Origin of the sequence: Paenibacillus sp. BIHB 4019 (genome assembly GCF_002741035.1) — a bacterium.
In the GTDB taxonomy this organism is placed as follows: domain Bacteria; phylum Bacillota; class Bacilli; order Paenibacillales; family Paenibacillaceae; genus Pristimantibacillus.
Genome location: NZ_CP016808.1, coordinates 7,220,094 through 7,246,671, shown reverse-complemented (window position 1 = coordinate 7,246,671; position 26,578 = coordinate 7,220,094). Strand labels below are relative to the sequence as shown.

Below are 26,578 nucleotides of genomic sequence, written 5' to 3'. Positions count from 1 at the left end.
ATTTGCTTCCAGCGTAGCCGCCTTCAGCTGAACGGCATGGGTACCCGCGGATAGCTTAGTGTCGGGCTCATTAAATCCGATATGTCCGTTATGTCCGAGCCCAAGCAACTGAATATCGATCGGGTTCTGCTCCAGCAGCTGGTCGTAACGGTCGCATTCGGCTTCCAAATTTTCAGCCAGCCCATTAGGCAAATGATAATGATCGTCTGCAATATCAATATGGGAAAATAAATGCTGCTTCATATAATAAGCATAGCTTTGTTCATGCTCGGCAGGCAGGCCTACATATTCGTCCAAATTGACGGTAGTCGTCTGGGCGAACGAGACTTCCTTGCTGCGGTATGCTTCTATATTTTGGCATAGATGCCTAGAGGTGTCGAGCCTGTAGCGAGCCCTAGCACCGCATTTGGCTTTTCTTGGACTTTATTAATAATGGTTTGAGCCGCATAAGCGTCAAGCAGCTCCCAGTCGTTAAAGTGAATGATTTGCATCATGAAGCGCCTCCTTCAGGTTATGATTTTATTTTAAACCAAAAATATCTTTTAACAATAATTTTGATGTAAAGTTCATATTAATGATTTTTACAATCAATTTAACATGTACTCACAGCGTATGTTATGATGGACGGATAGAATATTTGCAGGAGGTAAAGGCAATGACGACAACGCAGCGTACGGAGGCGGAGGAAGCGGCGAAAACCGCGAAACGCAAAAATGAGCATATCCGCATTTGCTTGCAGGAGGAAGTGAACGGCCAGCATATCGATACAGGGCTTGATCGACTGCGGTTCCGTCATAATGCGCTGCCTGAGCTGTCATTGAGGAAATTGAACTTAAGACGGAGTGGTTCAATTCGCCGATGAAAGCGCCGCTGCTCGTCAGCTCTATGACCGGAGGCACCTCGGAGGCTGGGGCTATTAACCGCCGCCTGGCTGAGGCTGCCGAGGCACGAGGCTGGGCGATTGGTCTCGGTTCCATGCGGGCGCTATTGAGCGTGAGGACTTGGCAGCCTCCTTCCATATTAGAATGGAGGCGCCTTCGGTACCGATCATCGCCAATCTCGGAGCGGTACAGCTGAATTACGGCTTCGGTACGGATGATTGCTTGCGTGCAGTTGACATAGCAGAGGCGAATGCCCTCGTGCTTCACGTCAACAGCATGCAGGAGGTTTTCAGCCGGAAGGCAACACGGACTTCCGCGGCTTGCTGACGGCGAATTGAGCAAGTATGCCGCGCCCTCCCTGTGCCAGTCGGTGTGAAGGAAGTAGGCTGGGGCATTGATGCGGGTACCGCCGCAATGCTAGCGAATGCAGGCATTTCCTTTATTGACGCCGCTGGAGCGGGGGGAACTTCATGGAGCCAGGTCGAGAAATACCGGGCGGGTGATGGATTGCGCCGGCAAGCTGCGGAGGCATTTGCCGATTGGGGCATTCCGACAGCGGAAAGCGTTAGCGCGATTCGCAGCACGTTGCCGCATATGAATGTCATAGCGAGCGGCGGATTAAGGCATGGTGTTGATGCGGCTAAAGCGATTGCGCTTGGAGCGAATCTCGCTGGCTTTGGGCGCGTCTTATTGCCGCAAGCGGTGCATGGGACGACCGACCTGTCAATTCGCCAGCTTACCCAGCAGTTTGAGCGAATTGAGTTTGAATTAAAGGCGGCGATGTTCGGCATTGGCGTCCGCACGATTGAGCAGCTACGCCAGACGGACCGGCTAGCTTCGAAAGCCGACTAATCATGGCATAGCCTACATAACAAACGAAGGGACCGCAGCCTATTTAATCAGGCCGGTCCCTTCGATTTTGATTCGGGCATTGACGGCGAATTGCAGCGTCGGGTAAATATTTTCCCATTGCTTCCAGGCTGCTTCGCCACCATGAGTCGCCCTGTAATGCAGGCCAAAGCCGAAAGGATCGACGCCAGCCTGCTGTATTTTTATCAGCAGCTTATCCGTCAATTTGGAGTAGTCCTGGCTTAGCTTTTGCTCCACCTGCCCCCAGCCCTGCTCAAACAAATGTGGAGGTGCTTCCTCCATAAGCGCTTTTATGCGAACGTCCATGTTTAATTGAAGCTTGCCATTATGCTCGCTAAAGTGATAATGGCTTTTAATTTTGCTGATGGCTCCCACAATCCGATTGTTTGAGAAACTTCCTTGAATCGAAGACTTCTCGTAGTTTTGAGCCAACTGGTTAAATAGCTGTGATTCTTCCGGTTTTAGGACTAGCTTGATTTTTGATTTATCCAGCAGCGCCGTGTGGTTAATAATATAGCCGCTGGTGCCTTCGTTACGAATAATTGGCAGGACGGGGTCCAGACCTTTTTCCATGACGCGCCTCGTCAGATCCGAAAGATTTTCTACATATGTATAGGGATTGTCCGTTCCATCTGCACCGAAGCTTAGAAACAGCGCATTTCCCGGATAGCGCTCCGCCTGGGGATTAATTTTCAAAATCGTCCGGGCATCCGGCTTGCCAATCGCCAAATTCGCAATACTTTGTATATCCCGCCGTCTTTTCATCCAATCCAGCACAGGGGAATAATCCTTATAGGCAACGCGCTCACCGATGAGAAAAATTTTGCAATGGCCAAAGTCCAATTCCTTGTCCACATGGGCTTTGAGCATGCGCACACCTTCGGCGATGCTTGCGGCTTCAATTGTTTCAACTTGCGCTTTGCCAGCCCCCGGCTCGATTTTTGGCGAGGCAATGGCGAGGCGCAGCGTAATGAGAAAAGGATTTTGTTTTTTGCCACTGTAATCGATACCCATCGCCACGATAAAATAACGTTTGTCAATATCCTTAAAGCCGCAGCCGCTTAATGCTGTACAGGCCAACAGCATGCACAAAGCCAGCAGCATGAGCTTTAACCAGCGCATCTTCATGCGGATTTACGCTCCTTTCGGCTAAGCATGAACACGGAAATCACGATGGCTATATAAGAAAACAGCATCGCCGTCAGCCAATAGCGTGTAAACATAAACTCTAAACGTTCATCGCTGAAATATAAATAAAATACGGCAGCTATAGCAAACACGCCGCAAATCATATAGTTGATAACGGGCGTTTCCTCGAAGTCGGTTGCCATCTTCAGCTTGGGGAAGCAGCTTTTAATAAATTCCATCGCTTGATGCCAGCAGCTCATCGTATAAATGAGCGATAGATTTAGATACACAATCAGGAACAGAAACAATACCCGTTCGATAAAGCCGTATTGCAGCGTAATCGAGTCAGCAGTCATGCTCCATACATAAAGGTATTCTTCTACCGCTTCAGTGCCATGGAATCCGATTGGCACGAAGAAGGAAATGCTCAAAATTATCATGCCAAATATCGGTACGAGCCAGCGATACGTATAGCTGAAATTCGGCGGCAGTAGACGATTGAAAATCGACAGGTTGAAAAATCCGGTGAATACAAATACCCCGGCGGCAATAGAGCCAAGCTCTGGACGCACCATGACAAAATTGGCGACGGTATGAATGGCATCCCAATTTAGCTGCGGGCTTCTCACCATTTTGAACAGCACGAAAAAAATAATCGGCGCATTGAGCAGCAGTCCAACTTCGATAATATGCTGTACGGATAACGTCGAGCGTGAGGCCGCATAGCTGCAGGCAATAACGAGCAGGCATAAAATGACCAGCGGATTCAGCTCCGGATTGAAAAAGCGGTTGATCATGATCGCAAAGGCGGCCACGACAATAGTAGACGATACGAAGCAAATAATCGCCACATAAACCATAATGGGCGAGACGAGCCACCGCGGCCAATAGGCCCGTAAAATTTCAGGCAGTCCCATGCCGGGAAAATGCGCTAGCGCAGCAGTATAGGCATAGGTTAGCAAAGTTCCGGTGGCCCCGGAAATCAGCATCGAGGAGACAGCGCCGCTGTAGCGGTGTTCGATTAGAATATGCGGCACATACAGCATCAAGTTGACGAAGCTGGTCAGAAAAAAGTTGTAAAAGAAGTAGCGTGTCATTCCACCTTCACCTGCCCAATGTCCCCTGACTGTGATTTTGTGCCTGCAAACATGCGGAAATAAGGCTTGCCGAAGCTGCGCAAATTGCATAAATAGACCACGTACATGAATGAGCCAACGGTAACACCGGTAATGCCGAAAAAGATGGCCATCACAATGAGCGGATATTTCAGAAAGCGGATGGCAAATGACAAGGAATTGACCGGAACGACAAAATTGGAAATGGCGACGACGGAGGTCACAATAATCATAATGCTGCTGACGAGACCGGCCTGCTGGGCCGCCTGTCCCAAAATAAGTCCTCCGACGGTCGTAGCTGTTGAACCAATATAGCGGGGCAGCCGAATGCTGGCCTCAATTAGCGCTTCGATCATAAATAGCATAACCATTACCTCGATAAAGGACGGGTAGGGTACAGCCGAGCGGCTTCCGGCGATGGAGAGTGCCAGCTGTACCCGAAAGAGCTCTGGATTGTAAGAGATAATGGATACATAGAGGGCAGGCAGCGTAATGGTCAATACAACCGCAACATAGCGCAGTAAAATAAGCGTGCGAGTCATCCAAAAGGCTTCGTAGTTATCCTCGACTGCATGCATGAAGTCAAAAAAGGTGACAGGCAGCACTAGAGCAAACATATTTCCTTTAATGAGAATGGCGATTTTACCATTGGAGATAGCCGTCGTAATGCGATCCGGGCGCTCGGTAATCAGGACGGTAGGGAACAGATGCCACTGCTTTCCGGTTAAAATCGTTTCCAGCTCTCCTGCGGCCTGCAGCATTTCGGTTTGCGCTTTCGTCAGTCTTTGCCTCAACTGATTCAATACAGTAGGATCGACGCGGCGCTGATCAAACAGCACAATAATTTCCGTCTTCGACAGCGAGCCTACGGTGTGCTCTTCTACACACAGCTCAGGAGAGTGGTACATGCTGCGGATGAGGTTAAGCGATTTTTTCAAATCTTCGTTCAACGCAAGCTGCGGACCTTGAATTGCACTTTCTACTTGGGTTTGGGTACTTTCATTACTAATAATTTTCGCTGTGTAAAGCGAGTAAACGATGCCTTGAGCTTCTATTAAAATATTGCCTTTCAGCAGCAAATCGGTCCACGTAGCTGGATCATCAACGACTAGATAGTCGCTAATCGTACGAAGCTGTTTATCGTAAGGCACCTCTTCCTTCATAAAAGGTACTAGCACATAATTGCTAATCATTTGATCGTCGCATAAAGAGGAGATATAGGCAATTTCGATAATCAAATCGTCATTTTTGAGCTGTTGCACCTTCAGGTCAACCGATTGGGCAAACAGCAGGCGAATGTGGTCGATCATAGGGTTTCCTCCTTAGCAGCAAAATGGGCAAAGCGAGCTTCCAGCTTGTCGCTCACGGGCTTAAGGTGCGCCAGGCGACCTGTAATTATACCCATTGGAGTGAATCATTACAGGGCATCCTTTTGCCTAAGTAGCATAAAGTGCAGTACAATGAAGGGATGAGAAGTGAATTGCAAGGGTAGAGGAGAATACATATGTCCAACTGGTTTGAGCAGAGTTTTGGAAGCGATTATATGGTTGTTTATAAGCATCGGGATTGGGACAACGCCTACAAGGAGGTACAGCTGATGGCGCAGTGGCTCCAGCTTCCGGCTAAGGCAAAGGTGCTGGACATTGGCTGCGGCATGGGACGCCATGCGCTGGCACTGGCAGACTGCGGCTATGAAGTGACGGGGATGGATTTGTCGGATCCGCTGCTTAGCGAAGCGAGGAAGCATGATGCGTTGCAGCGCGTAACCTGGGTGCAGGGCGACATGCGCCAGCTCCCTTTCGAATCGGGGACGTTCGAGGGAACGGTTAATTTATTTACGTCGTTTGGCTATTTTGCAGATGAAAAAGAGAACGTGCAGGTGCTGCGGGAAATTCGCCGCATGCTGAAGCCGGGTGCGCCATTTCTAATTGATTTTCTGAATCCGGCTTATGTAGAGCGTAATCTCGTTTCGGCATCGGAGCGCAAGGATGCAGAGTCCGGCTGGGTCATTCGCGAGCAGCGTAAAATTGAAGATGGCTGGGTCAAAAAGCATATAGAAATTGCCGTAAGCAGCGATGAGGCAGACAATCGCCATTATGATGAGCAGGTTCGCCTGTATTCGCTCACGTGGTTTGAGCGGGCGTTCGCCGAGGCAGGCCTTGTGCTGGAGAAAACATTTGGCAACGTTGATGGCTCAGCCTATGATGAGCTGAACTCGCCGCGCCTTATTATGCTTGGAAAGGCTAATGCGTAATGGCGGCTCAAGCGGTGCAATGGGAGCATGGTCTGCTGCAAGTGAGGCTTCCGCTGCCCTTTGCCTTAAAAACGGTAAACAGCTATGTATTTACTGAGCCTGCGGGAGGTTATACGCTTATCGATCCTGGTCTCCGAACGGAGGAGACGCTTGCGGTTTGGGAAGCGGTATTTGCGGACCATTCGATTGTGCCAGAGCAAATTTCGCGCATCGTCCTTACGCATCAGCATCCTGATCATTACGGTCTCGCGGGCTATTTTGCCGAGTTAAGCGGCGCACCAGTCTTGATGTCCCGGCGTGCCCATCGCTATGTTAGGCACTTATGGGGAGAGGGCAGCACAATGACAGGAGAGCTTGCTGAATTATTTGCGCTGCATGGCATGCCGCAGCACTACATTGACGAAATTAGCAGCAACTTAAGCAGCTTTCAGGAAAAAGTTTCGCCGCAGCCGCAGCAAGATCAAATCAGGTATATAGAGGCTGGCGAGACGCTTGAGCTTGGCGGTTCACAGTGGGAGCTGCTTGATGCGCCAGGACATGCCTATGGCCAACTCTGTTTCTATGAAGCCAACAAAAAATGGATGATATGCGGCGATCAGGTGCTTCCGCGCATAACTCCCAATATTAGCGTCGTTCCTGGCGAGGAGATGAATCCGCTTGGCGATTTTCTGGCAAGCCTGGATCGCTTAAGCGAATATGAGGTTAAGCGCGCTTTTCCAGGGCATTATGATTCGTTCACGACATTTGCTGGCCGAATCGCAGAAATTAAGCAGCATCATGTGCAGCGGCTTGAGCAAATGCTGCTGATGCTGGAGGAGCCGCTCACAGGCTTTGAGGTGTGTGGACGATCTTTCGGTGCACGGGCACAACAAAGCCCGCATCAGCACCGTTTTGCTATGGCCGAGACGCTCGCCCATTTGTATGAGCTGGAGCAGTCGGGCCGGATATCGCGTACGGAGCGTGCGGGCGTTATTTATTTTTTGAGATGATAGGGAACGGTCGTAACTACGACGTTTTTGCGGTGCAGCAGCAGGGCGCGAATCATAAAGCTCGTCTGGTTGTGCAAAATATTATGCCAGCCGCGTTTCGGGATAAATTGCGGTATAATCACCGTCACGCGGTAGCTGGACTGGCTGGCCTTGCGCTCCACCGTATCAATAAATTTCAGCAGCGGCTGCATAACCGAACGATAAGGCGAATGCAATACGACTAATCGCACGTCCGGCTGCCAATCCTTCCATTTTTCCTCGAACGCTTCGCCTTCCTCCCGCTCAAATGGCACATACACCGCAATAATTTGATTCACGGACAGTGACTTGGCATAAGCAATGGAATTATCGACAACATGTGTCATTCCGGCCACAGGCAAAATCAGCACATTGCCTTCGATGGGCATTGCAGGCTCGCACGTGGTGAGCCGCAGCTGTTCGCCGACGGCGTTGTAATGCTTTTTAATTCGGTGAAACACATAAATAATAATCGGCAGAAACACGAGCACAGGCCATACTTGAGCGAACTTCGTCAAAAAGAACATCATTGTGACGATCAAGCTGATGAGCGCCCCTGCCGAGTTTATAAGCAGCTTCACGACCCAGCCCTTCGGCTTCTGGCGGATCCATTTCACAATCATCCCCGTCTGGGACAAGGTAAATGGAATGAATACCCCGACCGCATAAAGCGGAATCAAATGCTCGGTCTGACCGCCAAAAGCAATAATCAACAGGATGGAAAGCACGCCAAGGCTGATAATGCCATTGGAATAGCCAAGGCGATCGCCCCTGACCGTAAACATCCGCGGAATAAACTTGTCTTTAGCCAAATTCACCGCGAGCAGCGGAAAAGCCGAATATCCTGTATTAGCTGCCAAAATCAAAATCAGCGCCGTAGTGCCTTGAATGAAGAAATACATAAAATGCCGCCCAAACGTATGCTCAGCAATTTGGGAAACGACGGTTACTTCTACCGCCGGTTTAATGCCGTAATAATAGGCAAGGAACACAATGCCAGAGAAAAGAATAGCCAGCAAAATGCCCATGGATGAGAGCGTCTTTGCAGCATTCCGGGGAGCCGGGTCGCGAAAGTTTGGAATCGCATTGGAAATGGCTTCTACCCCTGTGAGCGCGGAGCTGCCAGACGCAAAGGCACGCAGCAGCAGGAACAAGCTGATGCCTGCAACTGGCGTCCCAATCGGCGTATGCAGCTCAGGCGGCACATGGCCGGTTGAAATATTGTAAATACCTGCTCCGATTAAAATAAACAGCGCAAGAACGAACAAATATACCGGGTAGGCGAGAATGGATGCCGACTCGGTCACGCCACGCAAATTCAATATCGTAATTAAAATGACGAAAATAACAGCAATCAACACATTATGCTCATGGAGGCTGGGAAAAGCCGACGTAATGGCGTCGGTTCCAGCGGAGACGCTGACCGCTACCGTCAATATGTAGTCCACTAGCAAGGATCCGCCTGAAATTAATCCGGGGAAAATGCCGAGATTTTCTTTGGATACGACATATGCGCCCCCGCCATGCGGATAGGCGAAAATAATTTGCCGGTAAGACAGAATAAGCGCCAGCAGCAAAATGAGCACGAAAGCAGCAATTGGTACTGAATACCAGAATGCAGCAGCACTTACTGTTATTAAGACAATCAAAATTTGTTCCGGTCCATAGGCAACGGAGGAGAGGGCATCCGACGAAAGAATGGCCAGCGCTTTCAGCTTGATCAGTTTCTGGTCGCCCAGTTCATTGGATTTGAGCGGCCGTCCAATTAAAAGCCGTTTTAAAAAAGTCATCATTTCAGGTCACCGCCAGCAGTTAGTCGTAAGAGTATAAAGCATTTATGCAGAGCATGTTATTGCTACTATCTCCTGTTATAAGTTTTTTCACCATGGAAAAAAAAGCTGCTTGTTCTCTCCGCAAGCGACTCGGTTTGAGGCAGGTGCAATGATGATCATAGTCCCCAGGCATGCTTTTTGTAAAATCTCGTTTTCAGCTGAAAAGAGGCGGAAAGGTTCTCTTTTGATCATGTAAGCGATTACAAATCAACGCTGTTTAGCGGCGCGAGGTGTAGCTTGCGGTAGGAATGATTATTGCCTATTCCAGGCAATGAAAGCGTGAGGAATGGTTGAGCTTGAAGGGGAAAATAAATATTGTCTTTTGTTCGCTTTGGGGAGTTATCCCCTTAGCTCAGAAAAGGGGGATTGCGTACGAAAGCCTGGTTTCTGAGCTAAGGGGATAACAGCATAAAGCAAAAAATAGAGCAAACAATTTGCATGGCCATACGAGAAAGCAGAAAGCAGAATGCAGATTGCAGAATGCAAAAAGCAAAAAATTAAGAATCAAAAAGTAAAAATCAGAAAATAAAAACCTGAAACCTGAAATCATGAGTGCCGAAAGTCGAAAGTCGAATACCGAGTGGCTTATGCCGAATACCTAAAGGAAAAAGAAAAAAGAAAATGGAGAGGCGGAATGGTTGATGGGAGAGAGAGGGCATCGGGAGCGCTAGTGAAACGCGCAAGCAGTCTTTTATCTGGTAGACATCAAACAGGCGCTGCGTCTTTGGCAAGACGCGGCGCCTGTTCGTTATCTATCCGACTTTTAATCGAGCGGGGGATTAGTTGCTCCTTCACGCTCCGCTTGCTTTCGATGAGCAATGCGGCTTGCAGCTGAGGCTGCAATGGCACCGATAATATCATCGAGGAAGGTGTGTACATCGCCGCTCGATTTATCGTTAAGCTTTTTCAAAATGCCGGGCTTCAGCTTGTCAATATAGCCGAAGTTTGTGAAGCCGATGCTTCCATATACATTGACGATGGACAAGGCGAGAATTTCATCGCAGCCGTATAGCCCTTCATCGTTTTTAATCATCTCCTGAAGCGGCGGCAGCAGCTTGCCTTCCTCGGCGAGCATATCGAGCTGGATGCCGGTGAGCACTGCATTTTGCACCTCGCGTTTGGATAAAACAGCGTCAACATTTACGATGCATTCATCGATTGTTAGCTCTGGGAAATAATCCTTTTGCAAAAAATGCACGAGCTGGGCCACGGCGATTTTCGTAATGCCGCGCTTTACAAGCCACTCCTCCGTCGCTTCGGCAACCTTGCGGCTGTTCAAGCTGTATGGTTGTGGTGTTGTCATCTTGGTGTCCCCCTTATTGGATGTAATTTTGTGGACAAAACTGGTCTAAAACGGGGAAGGGCTCGTATACATATTACTACAAAATGAGAGTTGTACAAAGCCGCATGCGGCAAAAATCACTAGAGGAGGAAAAAACAAAATGGTTCAAACGAAATGGATTCGCCTTGCCGCGATAAGCGGTGTTATGGTTGTGCCTCTGCTGAGCGCAGGGTGCGGGCTGTTCTCAACGGAGACAAGCAAGGAGATTGACCCGCCTCAGACGGAATCAACCAACGTCATTGACGGTACGAATACAGGACAGACAAGCAGCGTAAATCCACAGGGAGAAGAAACGCAGTTGACCGTATACTTAGAGGACAAAAATGGATACCTTGCACCAATCTCGCTGCGTACGACGCTTGGCGGCAAAGAAGCGGCCGGGCAGAAGGCGCTGGAAATGATGGTCGATGGCGGCGCTTATGAAAGCCAGCTTCCGGAAGATTTTCAGGCTGTGATTCCACAAGGTACTCAAATTAAATCCTACCATGTGGATCCGCAGTTGAAGATGGCTACAGTAGAGTTTTCCGCTCCTTTTGCAGATTATACGGCAACGAAAGAACGGGAAATCGTTGAAGCCATTACGTGGACGCTGACGGCGATGACCGGAATTGAAAAGGTGGAGCTATGGTACGAGGGCAGCAAGCTGAGTGAAATGCCGGTTGATGGTTTCCCGCTGGACCGTCCGCTTACTCGCTCAGTCGGCATCAACCTGGAAACAGCAGATGGCGTCAGCTCGGCTTACTCAACGCCAGTTACGCTGTATTTCTCCTCCCAAACATCCAATGAAGAGCAATATTATGTTCCCGTTACAAGGCTAATCGCAAGGCCCGAGTCGACGGTGAAGGCAGCGGTGGAGGAACTGATTGCCGGCCCGCTTAACCGCAAGCAGCTGAATGGCGTCATGACCAATGATGTTCAGGTTACAAGTATTGAGCAGAAGGATGATACTGTAACGGTGGATCTTCAAGATACCGCCTATGAGAGCGGCCAAAATGCTCCTGCTGAAATGCTGCAGGCCGTCGTCTTATCTGTGACAGAAAATACAGGAGCAGCGAAAGTTCAAATCCGGTTGAACGGTGAAGCGAACGTTGTAGATGATCAGAATACTTCTTACAACGAGCCAGTCGGCAGACCGCATCATGTGAATGCGATGAAATCATAAAAGTAAATGCAAAGGAGCCTTACGTGATGGCTTCAAGAAAGGGAGAGGGCGCATAGGCGCTCTCTTTTTGCGGTTACGGATGCTTTTCTAGTTTTACTTTGGTAAAATGGGTAGTATTGTGTTGAAACATAGGCTAGGAGGCTGCATTACGATGAGAACAGATGGGCGTCAAACCAATGAGCTGCGACCGGTTACCATTACGGCGGGCGTAAATAAATATGCGGAAGGATCCGTCCTAATTGAGGTCGGAGAAACGAAGGTCATTTGTACAGCAAGCGTGGAGGAGCGTGTGCCTCCTTTTATGAAAAATCAGGGCAAAGGCTGGATTACAGCGGAATATTCGATGCTGCCCAGAGCAACCCATTCGCGCAATCATCGGGAGGCGGCTAAGGGCAAGCTGACGGGCCGTACGATGGAAATCCAACGTCTCATTGGCAGAGCTTTGCGGTCTGTCGTAGATTTGCAGGCGCTTGGAGAAAGAACGATTACGCTCGATTGCGATGTCATTCAAGCGGATGGAGGCACGCGCACAACCTCGATCACTGGCTCTTTTCTCGCGCTTTGTCTGGCAGTGAACAAGCTGTCGACGAACGTCACCTTTACGAAATATCCGATTACAGATTATTTGGCTTCGGTGAGCGTAGGCGTTATTCAAGATCAGCCGATGCTGGACCTTGCTTATGACGAGGACTCTAAGGCCAAGGTGGACATGAACGTCGTGATGACGGGAAGCGGCCAATTTGTGGAGCTTCAAGGTACAGGCGAGGACGCGCCATTTTCCCGCAAGGAGCTGAATGAGCTTCTGGAACTGGCGGAGGGCGGCATTGCTGAGCTGATTGCAAAGCAGCGCGAGGTGCTTGGGGAAGCAGCAGGGCTGATCGGAGGAGGAGCAGAGAAATGATGGAGCTAAGCAGCGAGATCATTCTGATTGCTACGAAAAACGAGGGCAAGGTCCAGGAATTTGCCCACGCATTCGCGAAGCTTGGCAAGCGCGTAGTCAGCCTGAACGAATACCCAGAGTTTGCGGATATTGTGGAGGATGGCGATACATTCTCGGCAAATGCGCGAATTAAAGCGAAGGCGGCGGGCGATGCCTTCCAGGTGCCAGTTCTCGCCGATGATTCCGGCTTGAGCGTAGCAGCGCTTGCCGGTGCTCCAGGCGTATATTCAGCCAGATATTCTGGCGAAGGAGCTACGGACAGCTCGAATAATGCGAAGCTGCTAGCGGAGCTGAACCGCTTGGCGTTGCCTGAAGCGGCGGAGGCACTGGAGGATGGCACGAAGCTGCTGAGCCGTGCGCAGTTTGTATGCGTGCTGGCGCTGTACGATCCAGCGACGGGCGAGTTTATGGAAGCCGAAGGAACCGTTGACGGCTTTATTATGGACAAGCCGCGCGGGGATGGCGGCTTCGGCTACGATCCATTGTTTTGGCTGCCAACGCTTAATCGCGGCATGGCGCAGCTGTCCAAGGAAGAGAAGCAGCAGATCAGCCATCGCGGCAATGCGCTTAAGGAGCTTTTGCCGAAGCTGGTCTAGCAGCGCAAAAATTAGGGCTACTCATAACTAAAAAGGAAGCGAGCACGCTGCGAGGCGTGCCGCTTCCTTTTTTTATAGTCCGTTTTTGCTTTCACGTATCCATTTCAGCAGGCCTTCATTTGTTGTAAGCGACTCTGCGCGGTTTAAAAAATGAAGCGCCTTGGCGGGGTCAAACGATTTCATTTCCCTTCCAAGCTGCATCCAGAGGCGGGCATTTCCTTGATCTGCAGCTGCACTTTTTCTTGTTCCTCAGCTAGCCGTTTGAGAATGGCAAGTGTTTCATCTTTTGAGCCCGTATCAACGACTATAATTTCATCTACTGCATCCATAATGCTGTTTATTGAAAGTTCTATTGATCTTTCTCCGTTTTCGACAACGGTAGCATCATTTAATACGAATGCTGTACTCCTTCAGCCACAGATTCATTTGATACAAATAAGCAAACAGCTGGGGGCCAGACATTAATTGGCCGAACCAGGGGATATTGGAGCTGGCGTCAGCAGACTCGGCGAGCTCGCGCACTTTTTTGACATCAATGAGCGGGAGCAATGGGGAGGAGGAGTCGTTTAATAGGTCAAGCAGCAGCCCTTTGACAGCCGCTAAATAATTCGGATTATGCGTCTTCGGATACGGACTTTTTTTGCGTGTCAGCACATCGTCTGGCAATACGCCGCGGAGAGCCTTGCGTAAAATGCCTTTTTCGCGGTCTCCCGATGTTTTAATATCCCAAGGAATATTCCATACATACTGCACGAGGCGATGGTCGCAAAATGGCACGCGGACTTCCAGTCCGGCAGCCATGCTCATGCGGTCCTTCCGGTCCAGCAGCGTTGGCATAAAGCGGGTAATGTTGAGATAAGACATTTGCCGCATTTTGCGTACAGCCTCGCTTTCGCCATCCAGATGGGGCACTTCTGCTACCGCTTGGGCGTAGCGGTCGCCGATATAATCGAGCGGCTTAATCCATTTTTCCACATCCGGGGCGAGCAGGCTGGCGCGCATATTCGAGGCGAGCGACCATGGGAAGGTGGACGCGTTCAGCGCATCCTCGCGGTGGAACCATGGATAGCCGCCAAAAATTTCATCGGCCGCCTCACCAGAAATGGCGACGGTCGCTTCTTTTTTAATTTCACGGCAAAACAAAAGCAGCGAAGCATCGACGTCCGCCATGCCTGGCAGGTCACGGGCGAAGGTGGCATCCCGCAAAGCGGCTACCAGCTCCGGCGTATCAAACTGCACCGGATGATGGATGGTATCGAGGTAGGTGGTCATACGCTCGATCCAAGGGGCGTCGCTGTTTGGCTGAAACGCATGAGCTTTAAAATGCTTGGCATTATCCGCATAATCGACTGAAAACGTATGAACATTTCCTTGCCCGGTCTGCTCGTAATATTGCACTGCAAGCGTCGTCAAGGCGCTGGAATCCAGCCCGCCAGACAGCAGTGTGCACACCGGGACATCCGATACGAGCTGGCGCTCGGTCGTATCGCGGAGCAGGTCGCGGACATGCTCGGCCGTTTCTTGAACGTTTTCCGTATGTGGCGAGCTTTCGAGGCTCCAATATTTCGCTTTGCGGATGCCCGCCTGCGACACGGTCATGCACTCGGCTGGCAGCAGCTCGGTAATATGCTTATAGACGCCTTGGCCTGGCGTACGTGCAGGACCAAGTATAAACAGCTCAGCAAGCCCTTCAGCACCGACCTCCGGCAGCACGTCTGGATGTGCTAATATGGCCTTTGGTTCTGAGCCGAACAGAAACAGCCCGTTTGCCTGACTGATGAACAAAGGCTTGACGCCAAGTCTGTCGCGAGCCAAAAAAAGCTCCTGCTCTTCCACATTCCATATTGCAAAGGCGAATATGCCATTAAACCGTTCGACGCAAGCTTTGCCCCAATGCATAAAAGCAAGAAGCAGCACCTCTGTATCGCAGGTCGTTGTAAATTTGCTTCCAGCAGCCTCCAATTCCTTGCGCAGCTCGCCTGCGTTGTATAATTCGCCGTTATAGACGATGATAAATAGATCATCGTCTTCAGTGCGCCGAATCATTGGCTGGGCGCCATTTTCCGGATCGATCACGCTAAGCCGCCGGTGTCCAAGCGCACAATGCGCTGATATCCAAGTGCCTGAGGCGTCAGGCCCGCGAAGCTCCAATGTTTTTGTCATTTTTTCCAAAATGCTGCTGTCTTGGGTTAGATCGCGCGTCCAATCAATCCAGCCGGTTATTCCACACATTGCCCTCATCCCTCTCTTCTGCAGGACTCCAGTCGCGATAATAATAGTCATATGCTGAAAAAAGGCATAAAATGTCTGTCCATCTGGGGAAGCTAGGGATGGCGGCGCGGCAAGCAGCTGTGTTTGCGGCATAAATTTGGAAGGGAGTGTCAGCTTGCAAATGAGACAAGGCGATGGATTGGATCAAACCCGCCGAAAATATTATGTATCCGTCCAGGCTGGGCAAATTCTTGAGGATCAGGGCGCGGCAGCCTACGAGCTGGAGATTATGGCGAACGAACGGGAGTTTATCCGCTTGCAGGAGCTGTTTGAGGAGCTTTCGAGCATGGATGAATTGCAGACGTTCCATTTTGCCAAAACACCGTTCAGCCCGGCTAGTGATGAAGAAATGAACTACGGCTACGATTCTTTAATTGTCCAAATTTATCAGCTTCTGCATGAGTATGGCACAGAATCAACGAAGCATCATATCGAGCAGATGGGACTGCCGCTTCATGAGGCGACAATGGGAGGGGGAACAGAAGATGAGTCAATCACCTAAGGATAAAAGCTTGAAATTTGACGTAAACCCAAAGTTTGCCGAGCAGGTCGTTGATAAAAATCCTAAGCATGATGCGCAAAATAATCCGACTGGCAAACGTCGCGGCAATCAAAGATAAGCTATTTTTGACGTTAGCTAGCCAAAAGCTGTATGCGAACATTTTAATAACCTGATAGCGAATGCTTTACTGCTTCGCCTTACGGATTCGCCAAAAAGCGAATGGTTAAGGCGTGTACAATGCGGTAAGCATTCGCTTTTTATTTTCAAGAAAACCATAGGCTTTAAATATGGATTTAATTGACAAAAGCGGCGGCGGCGGGTATTGAAACCTGTGGATGAAGAGGGTAAACTTACCAAGAGGGATGGAATGATAAAAGTGTGAAAGGGGGGGCTTTTAGGCTTTTACAACGGGCAAGCAGCATTCTTCTCTACTAATTCGTATTTTATAAGGAGTCCAAATGAAAAAAATTAGTGCTTTAATCATGTCATTATTTGTAGCTTTTTCCCTGTTTACTCCTGTACATGCGGCTGAGAAGCCAATAAGCGTCATTATTAATGGCAGCGAAGTCAAATTTGACAATTTCGAGCCTGTTATTGAAAAGGGCAGCACGCTCGTGCCTATGCGTCCGATATTGGAAGAGCTTGATGCGAAGGTCGTGTGGAACAAAAGCACGCAAACGGTAACCGCTACCAAAGAGGGCGTAGACCTGTCGCTGCAAATTGGCAACAAAACGGCTACGGTCAACGGCGAGAAAAAACAGCTTGAAGTAGCTCCAAAAACAATCAAAAATGTAACGTACATTCCGCTGCGTTTCATTGGTGAGGCAGTTGGCTATCAAGTAGACTGGAGCAAAGCGCTTCGCACGATTACGTTCACAGTTAAGGTCAATGCCGAAGGCAGCAAAGGCTTCCTGTGGAAAGTAGAAAAGAACGGCAATACGGTTTACTTGCTTGGTTCGATTCACGTGGCAAAAGACAGCATGTATCCGCTTCGCCCGGAAATTGAAGAGGCATTCAAAACCGCACAGCATCTCGCAGTAGAAGTAGACTTGACTAAGCTGGATGCAACTGCATTGCAAACTTATGCAAACAAACTGGGTACTTACTCGGATGGCACGACGCTGAAGGATCATGTCTCTGCTGAAACATATGCGAAAATCGTTGCCTTGTTGAAGGCTAATAAATTGCCGGAAAATGCATTTGATCCTTATAAGCCTTGGGCAGTAACGCAAACTATTGCTGCGCTGCAAATGCAGGGTACTGGCTATGAGACTAGCAATGGCATAGATCTTTATTTTACAGAAAAAGCGAATAAAGCGAATGTCCCTGTCATTTCCCTTGAGACAGCAGAAGGCCAGTTGTCCATGTTTGATCGTTTTTCGGATGCATTGCAGGAGAAGCAGCTGGTTGAAGCTCTAGATGCAGTAAGCCAGCAAGCACCTTCGGAGTCTACAGGCATTGATGCTTTAACGGATATGTGGGTAAGCGGCAGCGATGATGTCCTCGTTTCAATGACAGAAGAGGTTGCCAAAGAGCCTGAATATTACAATGCTTTGATTAAAGACCGCAATAAAGGCATGACGGATCAAGTAAAAGGGTTTTTGAACGGCACTGATAAATCGACCTATTTTGTAGTAGTAGGAGTATTGCATATGTTGGGCCCTGACGGTATCGTGACGATGCTTGAGAAAGATGGTTTTACCGTTGAAAGACAGTAGTAAATCGTTGCTATAATTGAATGATTAGGAATTAAAGACGCCATTTCTCCTGTTAATTGGGGAAGAAGTGGTGTCTTTTCTTTTTCTACGCGGATAATGAATGCTATAATTTCGTAAAAATATTTTTATTTTAAAATTAATCTTTTACTTACATAGCAATGTTGTAATATACTTCAATAAGCAGGAAGCATATAAACTGAAGGGATGTTTGAAGTGAAGAAAATAGTATTTTTTATCCTTATGATTTCGTTATTTATTCCAAGTGCTACAACAAGTTATGCAGCAGAAGGGAAATGGAAAGTATATTTGGATGGTACAGAGCTGACATTCAGCAATTCTCCATTTGTTAGTGAAGGCACGACGCTAGTGCCCTTCCGCAATTTATTTGAAGCTTTAGGGGCAACGATTAGCTACAATGGCAAAACCAAAACGATCAATGCCAAAAAAGATAGCACAGAAATTATTTTAACGATCAATAATCCGATAGCTTATTCAAATGGGGCTTCCTTTAAATTAAATGTGGCACCTAAGGCAATATCGGGTGTAACGTATGTGCCGCTTCGTTTTGTAAGTGAAACGTTAGGGTATGGCATTGAAGTGAAAAGCAAAAAAATATATTTGAATGCTGGCAATGCAACGGCGCCAACGACGGAAACGCCTGCTCCGACCACTACGCCGGCACCTACCCCAACCCCTACCGATCCTGCGAAAACGCAAGATATGACGATTGAGCAAATAGGCGAGCTGTCCGACCGGGTAGTGTATATTGAGGTAGTCGATCAAAATAATAAAGCAATCGCAAGCGGCAGCGGCGTAATTGTCGGTGCAAAAGGTGAAATTATAACCAATTATCATGTTATCGAAGGAGCTCATAAAGCGGTCATTTATACAAGTGATGAAGCAAAATATGTATCCAGCACTGTTTTGAATGCTGATAAGGATAGAGACCTGGCTTTGATCAAAATAGATTCGTCTAATTTGAACTTGCCCACCGTTACAATCGGCGATTCCTCAAAGCTGAAATTGGGCGAATCGGTCGTGGCGATCGGATCGCCGCTAGGCTTTACGAACTCGCTCACTTCCGGCGTAGTGAGTACGAAGAGCAGAACGGTCGACGGCCAAAATTATATCCAAATTTCTACGCCTATCGATCATGGCAGCAGCGGCGGAGCCTTATTTAACTTGAGGGGCGAGCTAGTGGGCATTACAACTGCGCTTGTCGAAAGTTCTGCGGCCATTAATTTAGCGATTCCTTCTACGGATGTAAGCACATTTTTGAAGAAGCCTCAGCAATCTAAATCTTATACTGCGGCAGCACCAGGAGAAACATCGTCTGGAAGTACACAATCTGCAACGGCAAAGCAAATTGAAAATTTTCTGAATGATGAGTATAGCTACTTGACCCAGGATGGTTTAGATCTTGAGTTCACTTGGTTTGTTTCGTATTCTGAGGATACCAAGAACATATTAATTGGTGGAGCCATTACGGATGTTGCTGATTATTCCAGCTTGATGAAAATGCAAAAAAAGGATGATATGGTTATACCGGATCTGATGTATTATATTGCGGAAGAGCTGCACGATAACTTGAATGTGGAAAAAGCAGTTGTCGGTTTATACCTCGATACGTATTCAAAAACCTATCCTAGCGCTTACCCTTCCGAATCCATTGAAAGAGAAGGATCGGGGTACCGCGTATTCCATAATTTTATATTCGGAATGTTCGATTATAAAGAAAAGAGAATGTATTACTCATTAGATATTTACGGGGATAAAGATCTAGAAAGCATCCGGATTTAACGTATTCATAAGAGTACGTTGTAATAACAAAAAAGAGCGGCTCCTCAGATGAGGAGCCGCTCTTTTATTAAAATACAAAATAAAAAAGCAGTGGAAGCTCACAATTTCGAAAAATAATGTGCTTTCGCTGCTTTATCTAATTGGAATAAATGTAATTAAAGTACGTCCCAGGAGGACGCTGTAAACATCCGGAAATCCCTTGATACATAAGGGTTTTTTTATTTGTATGTGTAAAATGTGTGTAAAATGATCTTAAGTTAGCAGATCGGTGAAAATTTTCGTTGTATTCTTTTGGTCTTCTTCGCGCAGCTCCTTAACTATATGAGCATAATATTTCATAGTAGTATCGATATCGGCATGACCTAATCGTTCGCTTACATAATATATCGAAACTTTCTTGTACAGTAGGATGCTTGCGTGTGTATGTCTTAAGCCGTGCATGCTCATCGAGCTAATGCCTAGTTGATTTAGGAGCAAATCCAATCTTTTATTAGCGCCTCCATTGCTCAAACACTTGTACATTGATTTAGCGCTATAAAATATGAGACCAGGCGGATTCTCAGGCATGCTGTTCAACAATGATTGAAATATGCCCATTGTTTCGGGATCTATATTTATCGTCCGATCTGACTTGGCATTTTTCGTAGGACCAAATCCTTTTTTCATTTTTTTAGTGTAGCCCCACGTTTTATTAATTTGTATTTCCGATGATTCGAACAAAAAGTCCTTTTTCGTTAATCCGACCAACTCGCCAAATCTAAATCCGGAAGATAACCCGAGTAATATCAAGTGATCTGTCAACGTATCTAAGTTATTTTTTAAATACGTTATCAATTTTTTAGCATCTTCATAATCAATGTACTTATCTTCTTCTTTTTTGCCGGCTTTTGAACCAGTTAACGCAATTCCACGTGTGAAGTCCACTTGAATTATTCCTTCGTCAATCGCATTCCGGACGCATGCTCTGATATGGGTATTAAGCTTGCGAACCGATTCTCGCGTTCTGGTAGCCCCGTAGACGTTCAGAAACTCCTGATACCTCCTTTTGGTTATCTCCTGTATTGGAACACCTCCGAAGTGCTCCTGAAGCGTTTTGTGAGTGTTTAAATAGCGTTCAAGTGTATTCTTTGCAATATTAGGTTTGAAAACCCGTACCCACGTCTCATAATATTCATCAAATGGTTCCATGCGCAAGTGTGGCTGGATGCCTTTTCGTAGTTTCTCTTCAATTTCACCTGCGACAACCTGAGCTTCCTTTTTTGTCGCAAATCCGCCCTTCCGTATCGGATCGGGCTTACCGTTGATCATGCGGCTAATTGTATATTGCCATGTCTTGCCGCGCTTCACGTAGCTTGCCATATGTTCACTCCATTAGTTTTGAATTGTTGTCACGATGCCATCCTCAAAATAAATGTATTTATAGTTTTTGTATACCCATTGCTCACTTACTCCATATTTTGTCGTAGTTTTATTAATATCGATTGGCTTTCCCCAAGTAGAATCTAAAACCTCTTGTTTTGTCATTCCGACCGAAGGTGATTTAATTTCAGGCCTTTGATAACTGTCTTCGTAATATTCTTTCAAATTTGTAACTTCTTTTATTTGCGCTTCAGAATCTTTGTAATCTCTAATACTCAAAAATTCATTTAGCGATTCAGAATAGTTTTTGGAAGATTTCAGGCCCAACGCATAAATATAAGTTGACTCTTTACTCATTCTTGCACTATCTCTGTAATCTTTGATTTTTTTAAATGTTAATGCTGCATCTTTATAGAGTTTTGAATTAAGCTGTTGGGTTCCCAATAGATAATTTGCTTCAGCCGCCATTTGAACGCTGTCTTTATAATCCCCTAGGTTTTCAAATTGTACGATAGCTTCTTTGTAATTCTTACTTTCTAATAGAGAATGAGCTTTTGAATAATCAGAATAAGAGGATGTTAATGCACTCAAAATAAACAGGCAAGGTATCGCAGCTGCTAATATGATACGAATAAGCCGTTTTTGCTTTTTGTTATTAGTTTTCTTTTCGACATTCACCTTTGCATCAGTCCTTTGTAAATTATTGTTTGATGCCGAGTTATTCGCATGTTGTTACAATCTACCTACATACATCGAAGAGGTGATTGTCATGGAAAATGAAATTATGATTGTGAGGATTGAGAACAGAAAGATAGTAATGAAGACTACTCAAAATGAAGAATTGAGCGGAACAATCATGGAGCAATTAGAAATATTACTGGAGCCGTTAGGATTCGTTAAAATAGATCAAAGTAAGTTAATTCAGAAAGAATGCATACGAGAGATAGAGGGAAACGTAATATATTTTAAAAATTCAGATCAAATTTGTTATATTCCACGAAGACATATTCGACGATTGGAGGAAGTAATTCGACACGAATAGACAATAAAACCAGTTTCAAACCAAATGTGTTACAAATTTGGTTTGTTTTTTGTGTCATAAAACGACAGCGTAATGCGACATAAAATGTTAGAATAATGAGAAGGACGATGAATCATGAATTGGTTTTGACTCATACGTCAAAATTTCTAGGCGGGAGACGCCTAAGCGTCAACAGCCGACCTATTAGTACACCCAATGGTTTAATTCATCGACTTCGCACCCTAGTATGCAAGAGGCCTGTTTCGCTCTCTCAAGATTGAAGTGACGCTCTCCATTAATGATTCTGGAGACAAATGAATCCGACACTTTTAATCTGCGAGCAAAATCAGTTTGAGACAATCCGACACGAGTCAAATGCTCTAATAAGCGGCTGCTCCCGATCCTAGGGAGAGCCATAATACCTCCTTACGAAATGTGATATTTAAAATACTTATTGTGCAGGAACATTTGTTCGGTTTATACTGATAAAAAACGGTAGGTGATCAGCAATGGGAATTGAAGACTTCATTAAAACAGCTACAATCAAAGAACTTGAATCTTTAATGGCAATTATGCCGGATATACCAGAGTTCAATAAAGTACGATTGTTGATAAAAGAAATCATCATTCTTTAATATTTTGGATCAGTCTTAGCAATAAGTCCTTGTGTTCATCAGTTAGATTTCTCAATGCTTCGCTTAGTTTTTCGTCAATTTCACTTGTTTCCTCTAATAATTGATAAGGGACGATTTGCTTGTTAGTTTCATCGGATCTACCGAGCAAGAAATCAGTCGTTACTTCAAAAAAAGTAGCAATTTTATTTAGTGTGTCATAGTCTGGCTGACGAGTCCCTTGCTCATAATTTGCTAGTTTTCCACGAGAAAACCCTAAACGCTCTGCCAATTCATACTGACTTAGTCCACGTTTTTTTCTCAAGGCTGCTATTCTTTCCCCAAGCATAAACTATCACTCCTTAAAATCATTATATCCATGAAACTTATTGTTTCCAACGATAGACACGATAAGTTTCTAAAAGCATTGACAGAAACGTTTTGTTTCTGTTATATTTGCTTTACAAAGAAACGAATTGTTTCCTAAGGTGGTGAACACGGTATGGTAAGAAGAAAATTAATTGAATTACGAGGTAAAAGATCACGCAATGAGATTGCTAAAAGTGTCGGGATAACCACTCAAATGCTCGGAGCAATCGAAAGAGGTGCTAGAACCCCATCTTTAGAATTAGCAAAGAAAATTGCTGATTTTTACAGAAAAAAAGTAGATGATATTTTTTTTGCTCCAAAAAGAAACGAATTGTTTCCTGAAAACGAATCGGCAAATGAAAATAGTGCATAGGAGGATGAAGGCATGGAACAGCAACTAAGTGTTCAGCTGACAATACCGATTCCAGCCGATTCGGTATTGATCAGCAAGATTGAGCTTGAGCAGTTGAAACGATCTGATCTTGCAGGTGTTTATTGGAACATGCAAGACGTCGAAAAACGCATTAACCGTAAGAGCGAGTGGATTAAAGAGAATATTCTTTATCCTTCGCGATTCAGGAAGATATTAGACGTCGAGTTTGGCGGGTTTGTGTTTTACCCCAAATCAAAAGGGCAGCTTTGGAGCTTCCAGGCTGGCAAGATGGCCGAGTTCTTGGATCGACGTTTCGACCAGATATTTAAAAACCAAATAGCATAGGAGCTGTATCATGACAAACCAAGCGACAACGATTCCAGCACATCTTATGCAGGATCGTCATTGGAAAGGCACGCTGCACCTGTTTAGCCAGAATGATAAGTTGCGTATGTACTTCACAGCGAAATATTTCAATATTCCTGAAGGAATCATCAAAACGGCTGCTTTGAAAACCTTGTCCAAACCATGGTCGGAATCAGAAAAATTCATGCTCGACCTTGCGCTGCACCTGTATAGCGATAGTAACAAAGTCAATCTATCGGACATGGACTACTTAGATAGTAACAACAAGCGTTTAGCGCTTGAAGCCATCCGAATGCGTTTCTGCTAAAAAATTGCCCGACACCGTTGTCGATGTCGGGCAGGGGATGAGAGGCAAACAGGCAGTTACGGTATGGTTTTATTTTACAACAGAATAGTCGGAACGCCTGTTCCAAATTGGAACGAAAGGAGGGTAGGAGGATGCTAGGATTTGGAGCGGTGTTACATGCATGTCGCGAGCGAGCTGGGCTGAGCCAAGAGAAGTTGGCGGAGTTACTAAATCGCTCACGCAGCTGCATATCCAAGTTTGAGAAGGGACATAAGCTTGCTGACATGCAAACATTTTTGACTTGGTTGGATAAGACAAATGCGAAAGACGTCGGCTATGCCTTGGTAGGCGGGACTGATCCGGTAACGATCTTGCAGACCATTTTGCAAGTATCGGGTGCAGCTTAATAAAGGAGGGATTTGGTTGATTAATACTTGGTGGTGGCAGGCGATAGGCGCGGTGTTATTCGCGGGAATGATTGTTACAACATTTTTGGAATTTTACGAGGTTAAGATTTCAAGGGCTAGAAAAGCGAAAATGCCCAGCTGTAACTGGACATTTTCGGACAAGCAAATTATTGGATACATGGAGTATAGCACGACAAGCCGGAAGCGGCAACGGGGAATTTCATAATGGTGAATTTTGCAGCATCTTATAATCCGGTACCGAAGCCAGCCAAAAGCAGGCGGACAAGCTCCAAACAAAAGAAGCTCGGCGCGATCAGCGCGGAAGTTGATGCGGAGCTGCGCGAGCGGTCTGGCGAGAAATGTGAGGTGCGGGAACGTTGTCAGGGCCGATTAGCAACAGAGAGAGCGCACACGATAGGGCGTCGCCTCATTGATCATAAGACAGCGGTAGACGATTTGTTCCATGTTTGCAAATGGTGCCATCTTTGGCTGGACGAGCAGGAGGAGGGAATCCGGTTCAAACGGTCGGTTCGGGAAGCTGGAGGAACGGGAACCTATCTGGAAGGGAGGCGTGACCATGCCAGTTTTCAAGATACTATCTGTTCATCGTTGTGAGATTTGCGAAGGGGTATATGCAACGGACCCTAAGATAACGGAGGAGCCAGCTTGCCCTTATTGTGGACAGACCTATTTCGTTTATTTGATGGATACGAAAATTGATTTGGGGAGGGATTAACTAGCCGTGAAAAATCAAATATTTCATGGTGACTGCTTGGAGATCATGCCTACTCTTCCTGACAAGAGCTTCGATATGATCCTTTGCGATTTGCCTTACGGTACCACTGAAAATTCTTGGGATAGCGTCATCCCGTTGGACAAGCTTTGGTTTGAGTACAACCGCTTGATTAAGGATCATGGTGCGATTGTTCTTACAGCTCAAACACCATTCGATAAGGTTCTGGGAGCCAGCAACCTGCAGCTTCTTCGTTATGAATGGATTTGGATAAAAAACAACAGTACCGGATTCCTGAATGCAAAGCGGATGCCGCTGAAGGTACATGAAAACGTACTTGTCTTTTATAAAAAATTGCCAACGTATAATCCTCAAAAGACCAGTGGGCACAAGCCAGTAAATCGATTCAAAAAACACACAAGTGATGGCAGTAACTACGGAAAGACGAATATCGGTACCGAAGGCGGGGGGCAAACAGATCGTTATCCGGTTGACGTACTTTACTATCCGAGAGACAGGGAACGATACCACCCAACGCAGAAACCTGTCGCACTCTTCGAATACCTCATTCGGACATACACAAACGATGGTGATTTGATTCTAGACAACTGCATCGGTAGCGGAACAACTGCTGTGGCTGCAGCTAGGTGTAATAGAAACTTTGTTGGAATAGAGAAGGAGCAGCGCTATATTGACATTGCCAACGAACGACTGAAAGTGGTCCAGACGCAATTGGTTGTATGAATATTGGTGACTAGTAAGCGACATAGGCGTTTGCCTTTGTCGTCGGGCGTTCAGATCGGCATGATCGGGGCGTCGGACGATGCGGGGCAAGCATCAAGAGGGGAGGGTATCCGGATGATATACATACTTAAGGGCGATGTAGTGCGCACGGCCTGCGGATCGGTAGGAGAGGTAACTGAGATTTGGGGACATGCGCGGACGTTGTTCAAGCTTCAGCCGGATACTGGCAAACCTCTTATATTTTTTGAGTCCGCTGTAGTAGAAGCTAAGCGGAAGCCCGCAATTAAAAAGTGGGGGAGGTGAAGCTGTGAAGAACGGGAAGAATCCGACAAGGCGCCAGAAGCAGGCGATTGCCAATGTAAAGCTGACGCCAGAAAACTGGCTCGTGTTTAAGAGTGAGCCACATCAGCTGCATATTGTGCATCGCGTGTCTGGCAAGCCTCGCGTCATTCCGGCCTAACCTTTCCCTACTTCATTGAGAGGAGGTGAAATCCATATGAATATCAACATTAATACGCTAGCTGGCGGCGCGGTTGCAGAACAAATCAAAAATGAGCTTCAGCGCATCGCTGATAACGTGCTCGACCCTAACACTAGCGCCGTTGCAAACCGGACATTGACAATCAAATTAACCATCAAGCCGGATAAGGACCGTCAGTCGGCTGCTGTCGATACGCAGGTAACTGCATCGCTGGCATCGAGAGAGGGCGTTCCGTCACGATTCGTTTTTGATTATGACAACCAGGGCAATGGAGTAGTAGCGGAGCTATTAACTCAACAAGATCGCAATCAAATGATGATGAACAATGCAGGCGCTGTCGTAGATGGTACAGGCGCTGCTCCTGAAGGTTTAAAAAACGTAGTAAACGGCGTATTCAGGTAATTCAATAA

32 protein-coding genes and 3 pseudogenes are annotated in these 26,578 nt (G+C 46.7%); 22 read left to right on the top strand and 13 right to left on the bottom strand.

Annotated elements, in window-relative coordinates:
* Positions 1 to 138: 138 nt before the first annotated feature.
* Together BBD42_RS32495 and BBD42_RS32490 are read right to left on the bottom strand one after the other, a co-directional pair.
* A pseudogene (locus BBD42_RS32495) lies at positions 139 to 351 on the bottom strand (glucosamine-6-phosphate deaminase); the annotation flags it as partial.
* Positions 348 to 494, bottom strand: a complete 147-nt coding sequence (locus tag BBD42_RS32490) for a hypothetical protein (RefSeq protein ID WP_237163302.1) — start codon at positions 492 to 494, stop codon at positions 348 to 350. The gene BBD42_RS32490 and the pseudogene BBD42_RS32495, both read right to left, overlap by 4 nt.
* 161 nt (positions 495 to 655) lie before the next feature.
* Between BBD42_RS32490 and fni the strand changes: the two are divergent.
* Positions 656 to 1,733, top strand: a pseudogene (gene fni / locus BBD42_RS32945) (type 2 isopentenyl-diphosphate Delta-isomerase).
* A gap of 39 nt (positions 1,734 to 1,772) precedes the next feature.
* Here fni and BBD42_RS31470 read toward each other — a convergent pair.
* The 3 genes from BBD42_RS31470 to BBD42_RS31460 are packed head-to-tail and all read right to left on the bottom strand — an operon-like array spanning position 1,773 to position 5,304.
* Positions 1,773 to 2,879: a Ger(x)C family spore germination protein gene (locus BBD42_RS31470; protein WP_099516486.1), complete on the bottom strand. Its 1,107-nt coding sequence runs from the start codon at positions 2,877 to 2,879 to the stop codon at positions 1,773 to 1,775.
* The gene (locus tag BBD42_RS31465) at positions 2,876 to 3,976 is read right to left on the bottom strand and encodes a GerAB/ArcD/ProY family transporter (RefSeq protein WP_172455342.1); all 1,101 of its coding nucleotides are present in this window, start codon (positions 3,974 to 3,976) and stop codon (positions 2,876 to 2,878) included. Before BBD42_RS31465 ends, BBD42_RS31470 begins: the two co-directional genes overlap by 4 nt.
* Complete coding sequence (locus BBD42_RS31460) at positions 3,973 to 5,304, bottom strand: spore germination protein (RefSeq protein WP_099516485.1); 1,332 nt, start codon at positions 5,302 to 5,304, stop codon at positions 3,973 to 3,975. Before BBD42_RS31460 ends, BBD42_RS31465 begins: the two co-directional genes overlap by 4 nt.
* Before the next feature lie 194 nt (positions 5,305 to 5,498).
* Between BBD42_RS31460 and BBD42_RS31455 the strand changes: the two genes are divergently transcribed.
* Positions 5,499 to 6,248: a class I SAM-dependent methyltransferase gene (locus BBD42_RS31455; protein WP_099516484.1), complete on the top strand. Its 750-nt coding sequence runs from the start codon at positions 5,499 to 5,501 to the stop codon at positions 6,246 to 6,248.
* Positions 6,248 to 7,237 (top strand): MBL fold metallo-hydrolase, encoded by a 990-nt coding sequence (locus BBD42_RS31450; protein WP_099516483.1) that lies wholly within the window; start codon positions 6,248 to 6,250, stop codon positions 7,235 to 7,237. The genes BBD42_RS31455 and BBD42_RS31450 overlap by 1 nt, the downstream gene beginning before the upstream one ends.
* On the opposite strand, the gene BBD42_RS31445 is transcribed toward BBD42_RS31450, so the two are convergent.
* Both BBD42_RS31445 and BBD42_RS31440 read right to left on the bottom strand, forming a co-directional pair.
* Positions 7,222 to 9,048, bottom strand: coding sequence for an APC family permease (locus tag BBD42_RS31445; protein ID WP_099516482.1), 1,827 nt, complete (start codon positions 9,046 to 9,048; stop codon positions 7,222 to 7,224). The two genes, BBD42_RS31450 and BBD42_RS31445, sit on opposite strands and share 16 nt — an antisense overlap.
* Before the next feature lie 802 nt (positions 9,049 to 9,850).
* A complete protein-coding gene (locus tag BBD42_RS31440) occupies positions 9,851 to 10,390 on the bottom strand; it encodes a phosphatidylglycerophosphatase A family protein (protein WP_056039845.1) in 540 nt (179 codons plus the stop codon).
* A 139-nt stretch (positions 10,391 to 10,529) separates the two neighbouring features.
* On the opposite strand from BBD42_RS31440, the gene BBD42_RS31435 reads away from it, so the two are divergent.
* The 3 genes from BBD42_RS31435 to rdgB all read left to right on the top strand — a co-directional run bounded on the left by BBD42_RS31435 (position 10,530) and on the right by rdgB (position 13,127).
* The gene (locus BBD42_RS31435; RefSeq protein WP_099521363.1) at positions 10,530 to 11,591 is read left to right on the top strand and encodes a GerMN domain-containing protein; all 1,062 of its coding nucleotides are present in this window, start codon (positions 10,530 to 10,532) and stop codon (positions 11,589 to 11,591) included.
* A gap of 151 nt (positions 11,592 to 11,742) precedes the next feature.
* Positions 11,743 to 12,492: a ribonuclease PH gene (gene rph / locus BBD42_RS31430; RefSeq protein ID WP_099521362.1), complete on the top strand. Its 750-nt coding sequence runs from the start codon at positions 11,743 to 11,745 to the stop codon at positions 12,490 to 12,492.
* Entirely contained in the window at positions 12,492 to 13,127 is a 636-nt protein-coding gene (gene rdgB, locus BBD42_RS31425) for an RdgB/HAM1 family non-canonical purine NTP pyrophosphatase (protein ID WP_099521907.1), read from the top strand. Before rph ends, rdgB begins: the two co-directional genes overlap by 1 nt.
* A 179-nt stretch (positions 13,128 to 13,306) precedes the next feature.
* Here rdgB and BBD42_RS32940 read toward each other — a convergent pair whose 3' ends face one another.
* Entirely contained in the window at positions 13,307 to 13,456 is a 150-nt protein-coding gene (locus tag BBD42_RS32940; RefSeq protein WP_099521361.1) for a glycosyltransferase, read from the bottom strand.
* 55 nt (positions 13,457 to 13,511) lie between these two features.
* Complete coding sequence (asnB, locus tag BBD42_RS31415) at positions 13,512 to 15,359, bottom strand: asparagine synthase (glutamine-hydrolyzing) (RefSeq protein ID WP_099521360.1); 1,848 nt, start codon at positions 15,357 to 15,359, stop codon at positions 13,512 to 13,514.
* A gap of 160 nt (positions 15,360 to 15,519) precedes the next feature.
* Here asnB and BBD42_RS31410 point away from each other — a divergent pair, with 160 nt between their 5' ends.
* The 4 genes from BBD42_RS31410 (at position 15,520) to BBD42_RS31400 (ending at position 19,418) form a co-directional block, all read left to right on the top strand.
* Complete coding sequence (locus BBD42_RS31410; RefSeq protein WP_099521359.1) at positions 15,520 to 15,900, top strand: hypothetical protein; 381 nt, start codon at positions 15,520 to 15,522, stop codon at positions 15,898 to 15,900.
* Positions 15,884 to 16,018: a hypothetical protein gene (locus BBD42_RS32615; protein WP_257790761.1), complete on the top strand. Its 135-nt coding sequence runs from the start codon at positions 15,884 to 15,886 to the stop codon at positions 16,016 to 16,018. The genes BBD42_RS31410 and BBD42_RS32615 overlap by 17 nt, the downstream gene beginning before the upstream one ends.
* 340 nt (positions 16,019 to 16,358) lie before the next feature.
* Positions 16,359 to 17,618, top strand: coding sequence for a TraB/GumN family protein (locus BBD42_RS31405; protein WP_099521358.1), 1,260 nt, complete (start codon positions 16,359 to 16,361; stop codon positions 17,616 to 17,618).
* Between the two features lie 213 nt (positions 17,619 to 17,831).
* On the top strand, positions 17,832 to 19,418 hold the full coding sequence (locus BBD42_RS31400) for a trypsin-like peptidase domain-containing protein (RefSeq protein WP_172455689.1): 1,587 nt from the start codon (positions 17,832 to 17,834) through the stop codon (positions 19,416 to 19,418).
* Between the two features lie 252 nt (positions 19,419 to 19,670).
* On the opposite strand, the gene BBD42_RS31395 is transcribed toward BBD42_RS31400, so the two are convergent.
* Both BBD42_RS31395 and BBD42_RS31390 read right to left on the bottom strand, forming a co-directional pair.
* Complete coding sequence (locus tag BBD42_RS31395) at positions 19,671 to 20,777, bottom strand: site-specific integrase (RefSeq protein ID WP_099521356.1); 1,107 nt, start codon at positions 20,775 to 20,777, stop codon at positions 19,671 to 19,673.
* Between the two features lie 12 nt (positions 20,778 to 20,789).
* Positions 20,790 to 21,455, bottom strand: a complete 666-nt coding sequence (locus BBD42_RS31390) for a tol-pal system YbgF family protein (RefSeq protein WP_172455688.1) — start codon at positions 21,453 to 21,455, stop codon at positions 20,790 to 20,792.
* Between the two features lie 91 nt (positions 21,456 to 21,546).
* Between BBD42_RS31390 and BBD42_RS31385 the strand changes: the two genes are divergently transcribed.
* Positions 21,547 to 21,819 (top strand): LytTR family transcriptional regulator DNA-binding domain-containing protein, encoded by a 273-nt coding sequence (locus tag BBD42_RS31385; protein WP_172455687.1) that lies wholly within the window; start codon positions 21,547 to 21,549, stop codon positions 21,817 to 21,819.
* 183 nt (positions 21,820 to 22,002) lie between these two features.
* Here the strand turns inward: BBD42_RS31385 and BBD42_RS32935 are convergent, their stop codons facing one another.
* Positions 22,003 to 22,215: a helix-turn-helix domain-containing protein gene (locus tag BBD42_RS32935; RefSeq protein WP_099521353.1), complete on the bottom strand. Its 213-nt coding sequence runs from the start codon at positions 22,213 to 22,215 to the stop codon at positions 22,003 to 22,005.
* 92 nt (positions 22,216 to 22,307) lie between these two features.
* Between BBD42_RS32935 and BBD42_RS32610 the strand changes: the two genes are divergently transcribed.
* Positions 22,308 to 22,433 carry a hypothetical protein gene (locus BBD42_RS32610; RefSeq protein WP_257790760.1) on the top strand — a complete coding sequence of 42 codons (126 nt, stop codon included), beginning with the start codon at positions 22,308 to 22,310 and terminating at the stop codon, positions 22,431 to 22,433.
* Positions 22,434 to 22,568: 135 nt separating this feature from the next.
* On the opposite strand, the pseudogene BBD42_RS32930 reads toward BBD42_RS32610, so the two are convergent.
* A pseudogene (locus tag BBD42_RS32930) lies at positions 22,569 to 22,758 on the bottom strand (helix-turn-helix domain-containing protein); the annotation flags it as partial.
* A 153-nt stretch (positions 22,759 to 22,911) separates the two neighbouring features.
* Here BBD42_RS32930 and BBD42_RS31370 point away from each other — a divergent pair.
* The 10 genes from BBD42_RS31370 (at position 22,912) to BBD42_RS31330 (ending at position 26,570) form a co-directional block, all read left to right on the top strand.
* Entirely contained in the window at positions 22,912 to 23,151 is a 240-nt protein-coding gene (locus BBD42_RS31370; protein ID WP_099521351.1) for a helix-turn-helix transcriptional regulator, read from the top strand.
* A 12-nt stretch (positions 23,152 to 23,163) separates the two neighbouring features.
* On the top strand, positions 23,164 to 23,496 hold the full coding sequence (locus BBD42_RS31365) for a DUF771 domain-containing protein (RefSeq protein WP_099521350.1): 333 nt from the start codon (positions 23,164 to 23,166) through the stop codon (positions 23,494 to 23,496).
* 10 nt (positions 23,497 to 23,506) lie between these two features.
* Positions 23,507 to 23,824, top strand: a complete 318-nt coding sequence (locus tag BBD42_RS31360; RefSeq protein WP_099521349.1) for a hypothetical protein — start codon at positions 23,507 to 23,509, stop codon at positions 23,822 to 23,824.
* A 131-nt stretch (positions 23,825 to 23,955) separates the two neighbouring features.
* The gene (locus BBD42_RS31355; protein ID WP_099521348.1) at positions 23,956 to 24,210 is read left to right on the top strand and encodes a helix-turn-helix domain-containing protein; all 255 of its coding nucleotides are present in this window, start codon (positions 23,956 to 23,958) and stop codon (positions 24,208 to 24,210) included.
* 16 nt (positions 24,211 to 24,226) lie between these two features.
* On the top strand, positions 24,227 to 24,436 hold the full coding sequence (locus tag BBD42_RS31350; protein ID WP_099521347.1) for a hypothetical protein: 210 nt from the start codon (positions 24,227 to 24,229) through the stop codon (positions 24,434 to 24,436).
* Complete coding sequence (locus BBD42_RS31345) at positions 24,436 to 24,825, top strand: hypothetical protein (protein ID WP_216364901.1); 390 nt, start codon at positions 24,436 to 24,438, stop codon at positions 24,823 to 24,825. Before BBD42_RS31350 ends, BBD42_RS31345 begins: the two co-directional genes overlap by 1 nt.
* Positions 24,826 to 24,952: 127 nt before the next feature.
* The gene (locus BBD42_RS31340) at positions 24,953 to 25,687 is read left to right on the top strand and encodes a DNA-methyltransferase (protein WP_237163301.1); all 735 of its coding nucleotides are present in this window, start codon (positions 24,953 to 24,955) and stop codon (positions 25,685 to 25,687) included.
* A gap of 114 nt (positions 25,688 to 25,801) precedes the next feature.
* On the top strand, positions 25,802 to 25,990 hold the full coding sequence (locus BBD42_RS31335) for a hypothetical protein (protein WP_099521346.1): 189 nt from the start codon (positions 25,802 to 25,804) through the stop codon (positions 25,988 to 25,990).
* Between the two features lie 4 nt (positions 25,991 to 25,994).
* Positions 25,995 to 26,147: a DUF6906 family protein gene (locus BBD42_RS31935; RefSeq protein ID WP_172455686.1), complete on the top strand. Its 153-nt coding sequence runs from the start codon at positions 25,995 to 25,997 to the stop codon at positions 26,145 to 26,147.
* A 36-nt stretch (positions 26,148 to 26,183) separates the two neighbouring features.
* Positions 26,184 to 26,570 (top strand): replication terminator protein, encoded by a 387-nt coding sequence (locus BBD42_RS31330; protein ID WP_099521345.1) that lies wholly within the window; start codon positions 26,184 to 26,186, stop codon positions 26,568 to 26,570.
* The last annotated feature ends 8 nt before the right edge of the window (positions 26,571 to 26,578 follow it).

Excerpts from the sequence above, each read along its gene's own strand:
- BBD42_RS31410 (WP_099521359.1), top strand. The coding sequence starts at position 15,520 with ATGAGACAAGGCGATGGATTGGATCAAACCCGCCGAAAATATTATGTA.
- BBD42_RS31445 (WP_099516482.1), bottom strand. The coding sequence starts at position 9,048 with ATGATGACTTTTTTAAAACGGCTTTTAATTGGACGGCCGCTCAAATCC.
- BBD42_RS31450 (WP_099516483.1), top strand. The coding sequence starts at position 6,248 with ATGGCGGCTCAAGCGGTGCAATGGGAGCATGGTCTGCTGCAAGTGAGG.
- BBD42_RS31370 (WP_099521351.1), top strand. The coding sequence starts at position 22,912 with ATGGTAAGAAGAAAATTAATTGAATTACGAGGTAAAAGATCACGCAAT.
- BBD42_RS31440 (WP_056039845.1), bottom strand. The coding sequence starts at position 10,390 with ATGACAACACCACAACCATACAGCTTGAACAGCCGCAAGGTTGCCGAA.
- BBD42_RS32490 (WP_237163302.1), bottom strand. The coding sequence starts at position 494 with ATGATGCAAATCATTCACTTTAACGACTGGGAGCTGCTTGACGCTTAT.
- rdgB (WP_099521907.1), top strand. The coding sequence starts at position 12,492 with ATGGAGCTAAGCAGCGAGATCATTCTGATTGCTACGAAAAACGAGGGC.
- BBD42_RS31345 (WP_216364901.1), top strand. The coding sequence starts at position 24,436 with ATGGTGAATTTTGCAGCATCTTATAATCCGGTACCGAAGCCAGCCAAA.
- BBD42_RS31455 (WP_099516484.1), top strand. The coding sequence starts at position 5,499 with ATGTCCAACTGGTTTGAGCAGAGTTTTGGAAGCGATTATATGGTTGTT.
- BBD42_RS31435 (WP_099521363.1), top strand. The coding sequence starts at position 10,530 with ATGGTTCAAACGAAATGGATTCGCCTTGCCGCGATAAGCGGTGTTATG.
- asnB (WP_099521360.1), bottom strand. The coding sequence starts at position 15,359 with ATGTGTGGAATAACCGGCTGGATTGATTGGACGCGCGATCTAACCCAA.
- BBD42_RS31355 (WP_099521348.1), top strand. The coding sequence starts at position 23,956 with ATGCTAGGATTTGGAGCGGTGTTACATGCATGTCGCGAGCGAGCTGGG.
- BBD42_RS31360 (WP_099521349.1), top strand. The coding sequence starts at position 23,507 with ATGACAAACCAAGCGACAACGATTCCAGCACATCTTATGCAGGATCGT.
- BBD42_RS31385 (WP_172455687.1), top strand. The coding sequence starts at position 21,547 with ATGGAAAATGAAATTATGATTGTGAGGATTGAGAACAGAAAGATAGTA.
- BBD42_RS31470 (WP_099516486.1), bottom strand. The coding sequence starts at position 2,879 with ATGAAGATGCGCTGGTTAAAGCTCATGCTGCTGGCTTTGTGCATGCTG.
- BBD42_RS31465 (WP_172455342.1), bottom strand. The coding sequence starts at position 3,976 with ATGACACGCTACTTCTTTTACAACTTTTTTCTGACCAGCTTCGTCAAC.
- BBD42_RS32940 (WP_099521361.1), bottom strand. The coding sequence starts at position 13,456 with ATGGATGCAGTAGATGAAATTATAGTCGTTGATACGGGCTCAAAAGAT.
- BBD42_RS32935 (WP_099521353.1), bottom strand. The coding sequence starts at position 22,215 with ATGGCTCTCCCTAGGATCGGGAGCAGCCGCTTATTAGAGCATTTGACT.
- BBD42_RS31335 (WP_099521346.1), top strand. The coding sequence starts at position 25,802 with ATGATATACATACTTAAGGGCGATGTAGTGCGCACGGCCTGCGGATCG.
- BBD42_RS32615 (WP_257790761.1), top strand. The coding sequence starts at position 15,884 with ATGAGTCAATCACCTAAGGATAAAAGCTTGAAATTTGACGTAAACCCA.
- BBD42_RS31395 (WP_099521356.1), bottom strand. The coding sequence starts at position 20,777 with ATGGCAAGCTACGTGAAGCGCGGCAAGACATGGCAATATACAATTAGC.
- BBD42_RS31405 (WP_099521358.1), top strand. The coding sequence starts at position 16,359 with ATGAAAAAAATTAGTGCTTTAATCATGTCATTATTTGTAGCTTTTTCC.
- rph (WP_099521362.1), top strand. The coding sequence starts at position 11,743 with ATGAGAACAGATGGGCGTCAAACCAATGAGCTGCGACCGGTTACCATT.
- BBD42_RS32610 (WP_257790760.1), top strand. The coding sequence starts at position 22,308 with ATGGGAATTGAAGACTTCATTAAAACAGCTACAATCAAAGAACTTGAA.
- BBD42_RS31365 (WP_099521350.1), top strand. The coding sequence starts at position 23,164 with ATGGAACAGCAACTAAGTGTTCAGCTGACAATACCGATTCCAGCCGAT.
- BBD42_RS31460 (WP_099516485.1), bottom strand. The coding sequence starts at position 5,304 with ATGATCGACCACATTCGCCTGCTGTTTGCCCAATCGGTTGACCTGAAG.
- BBD42_RS31330 (WP_099521345.1), top strand. The coding sequence starts at position 26,184 with ATGAATATCAACATTAATACGCTAGCTGGCGGCGCGGTTGCAGAACAA.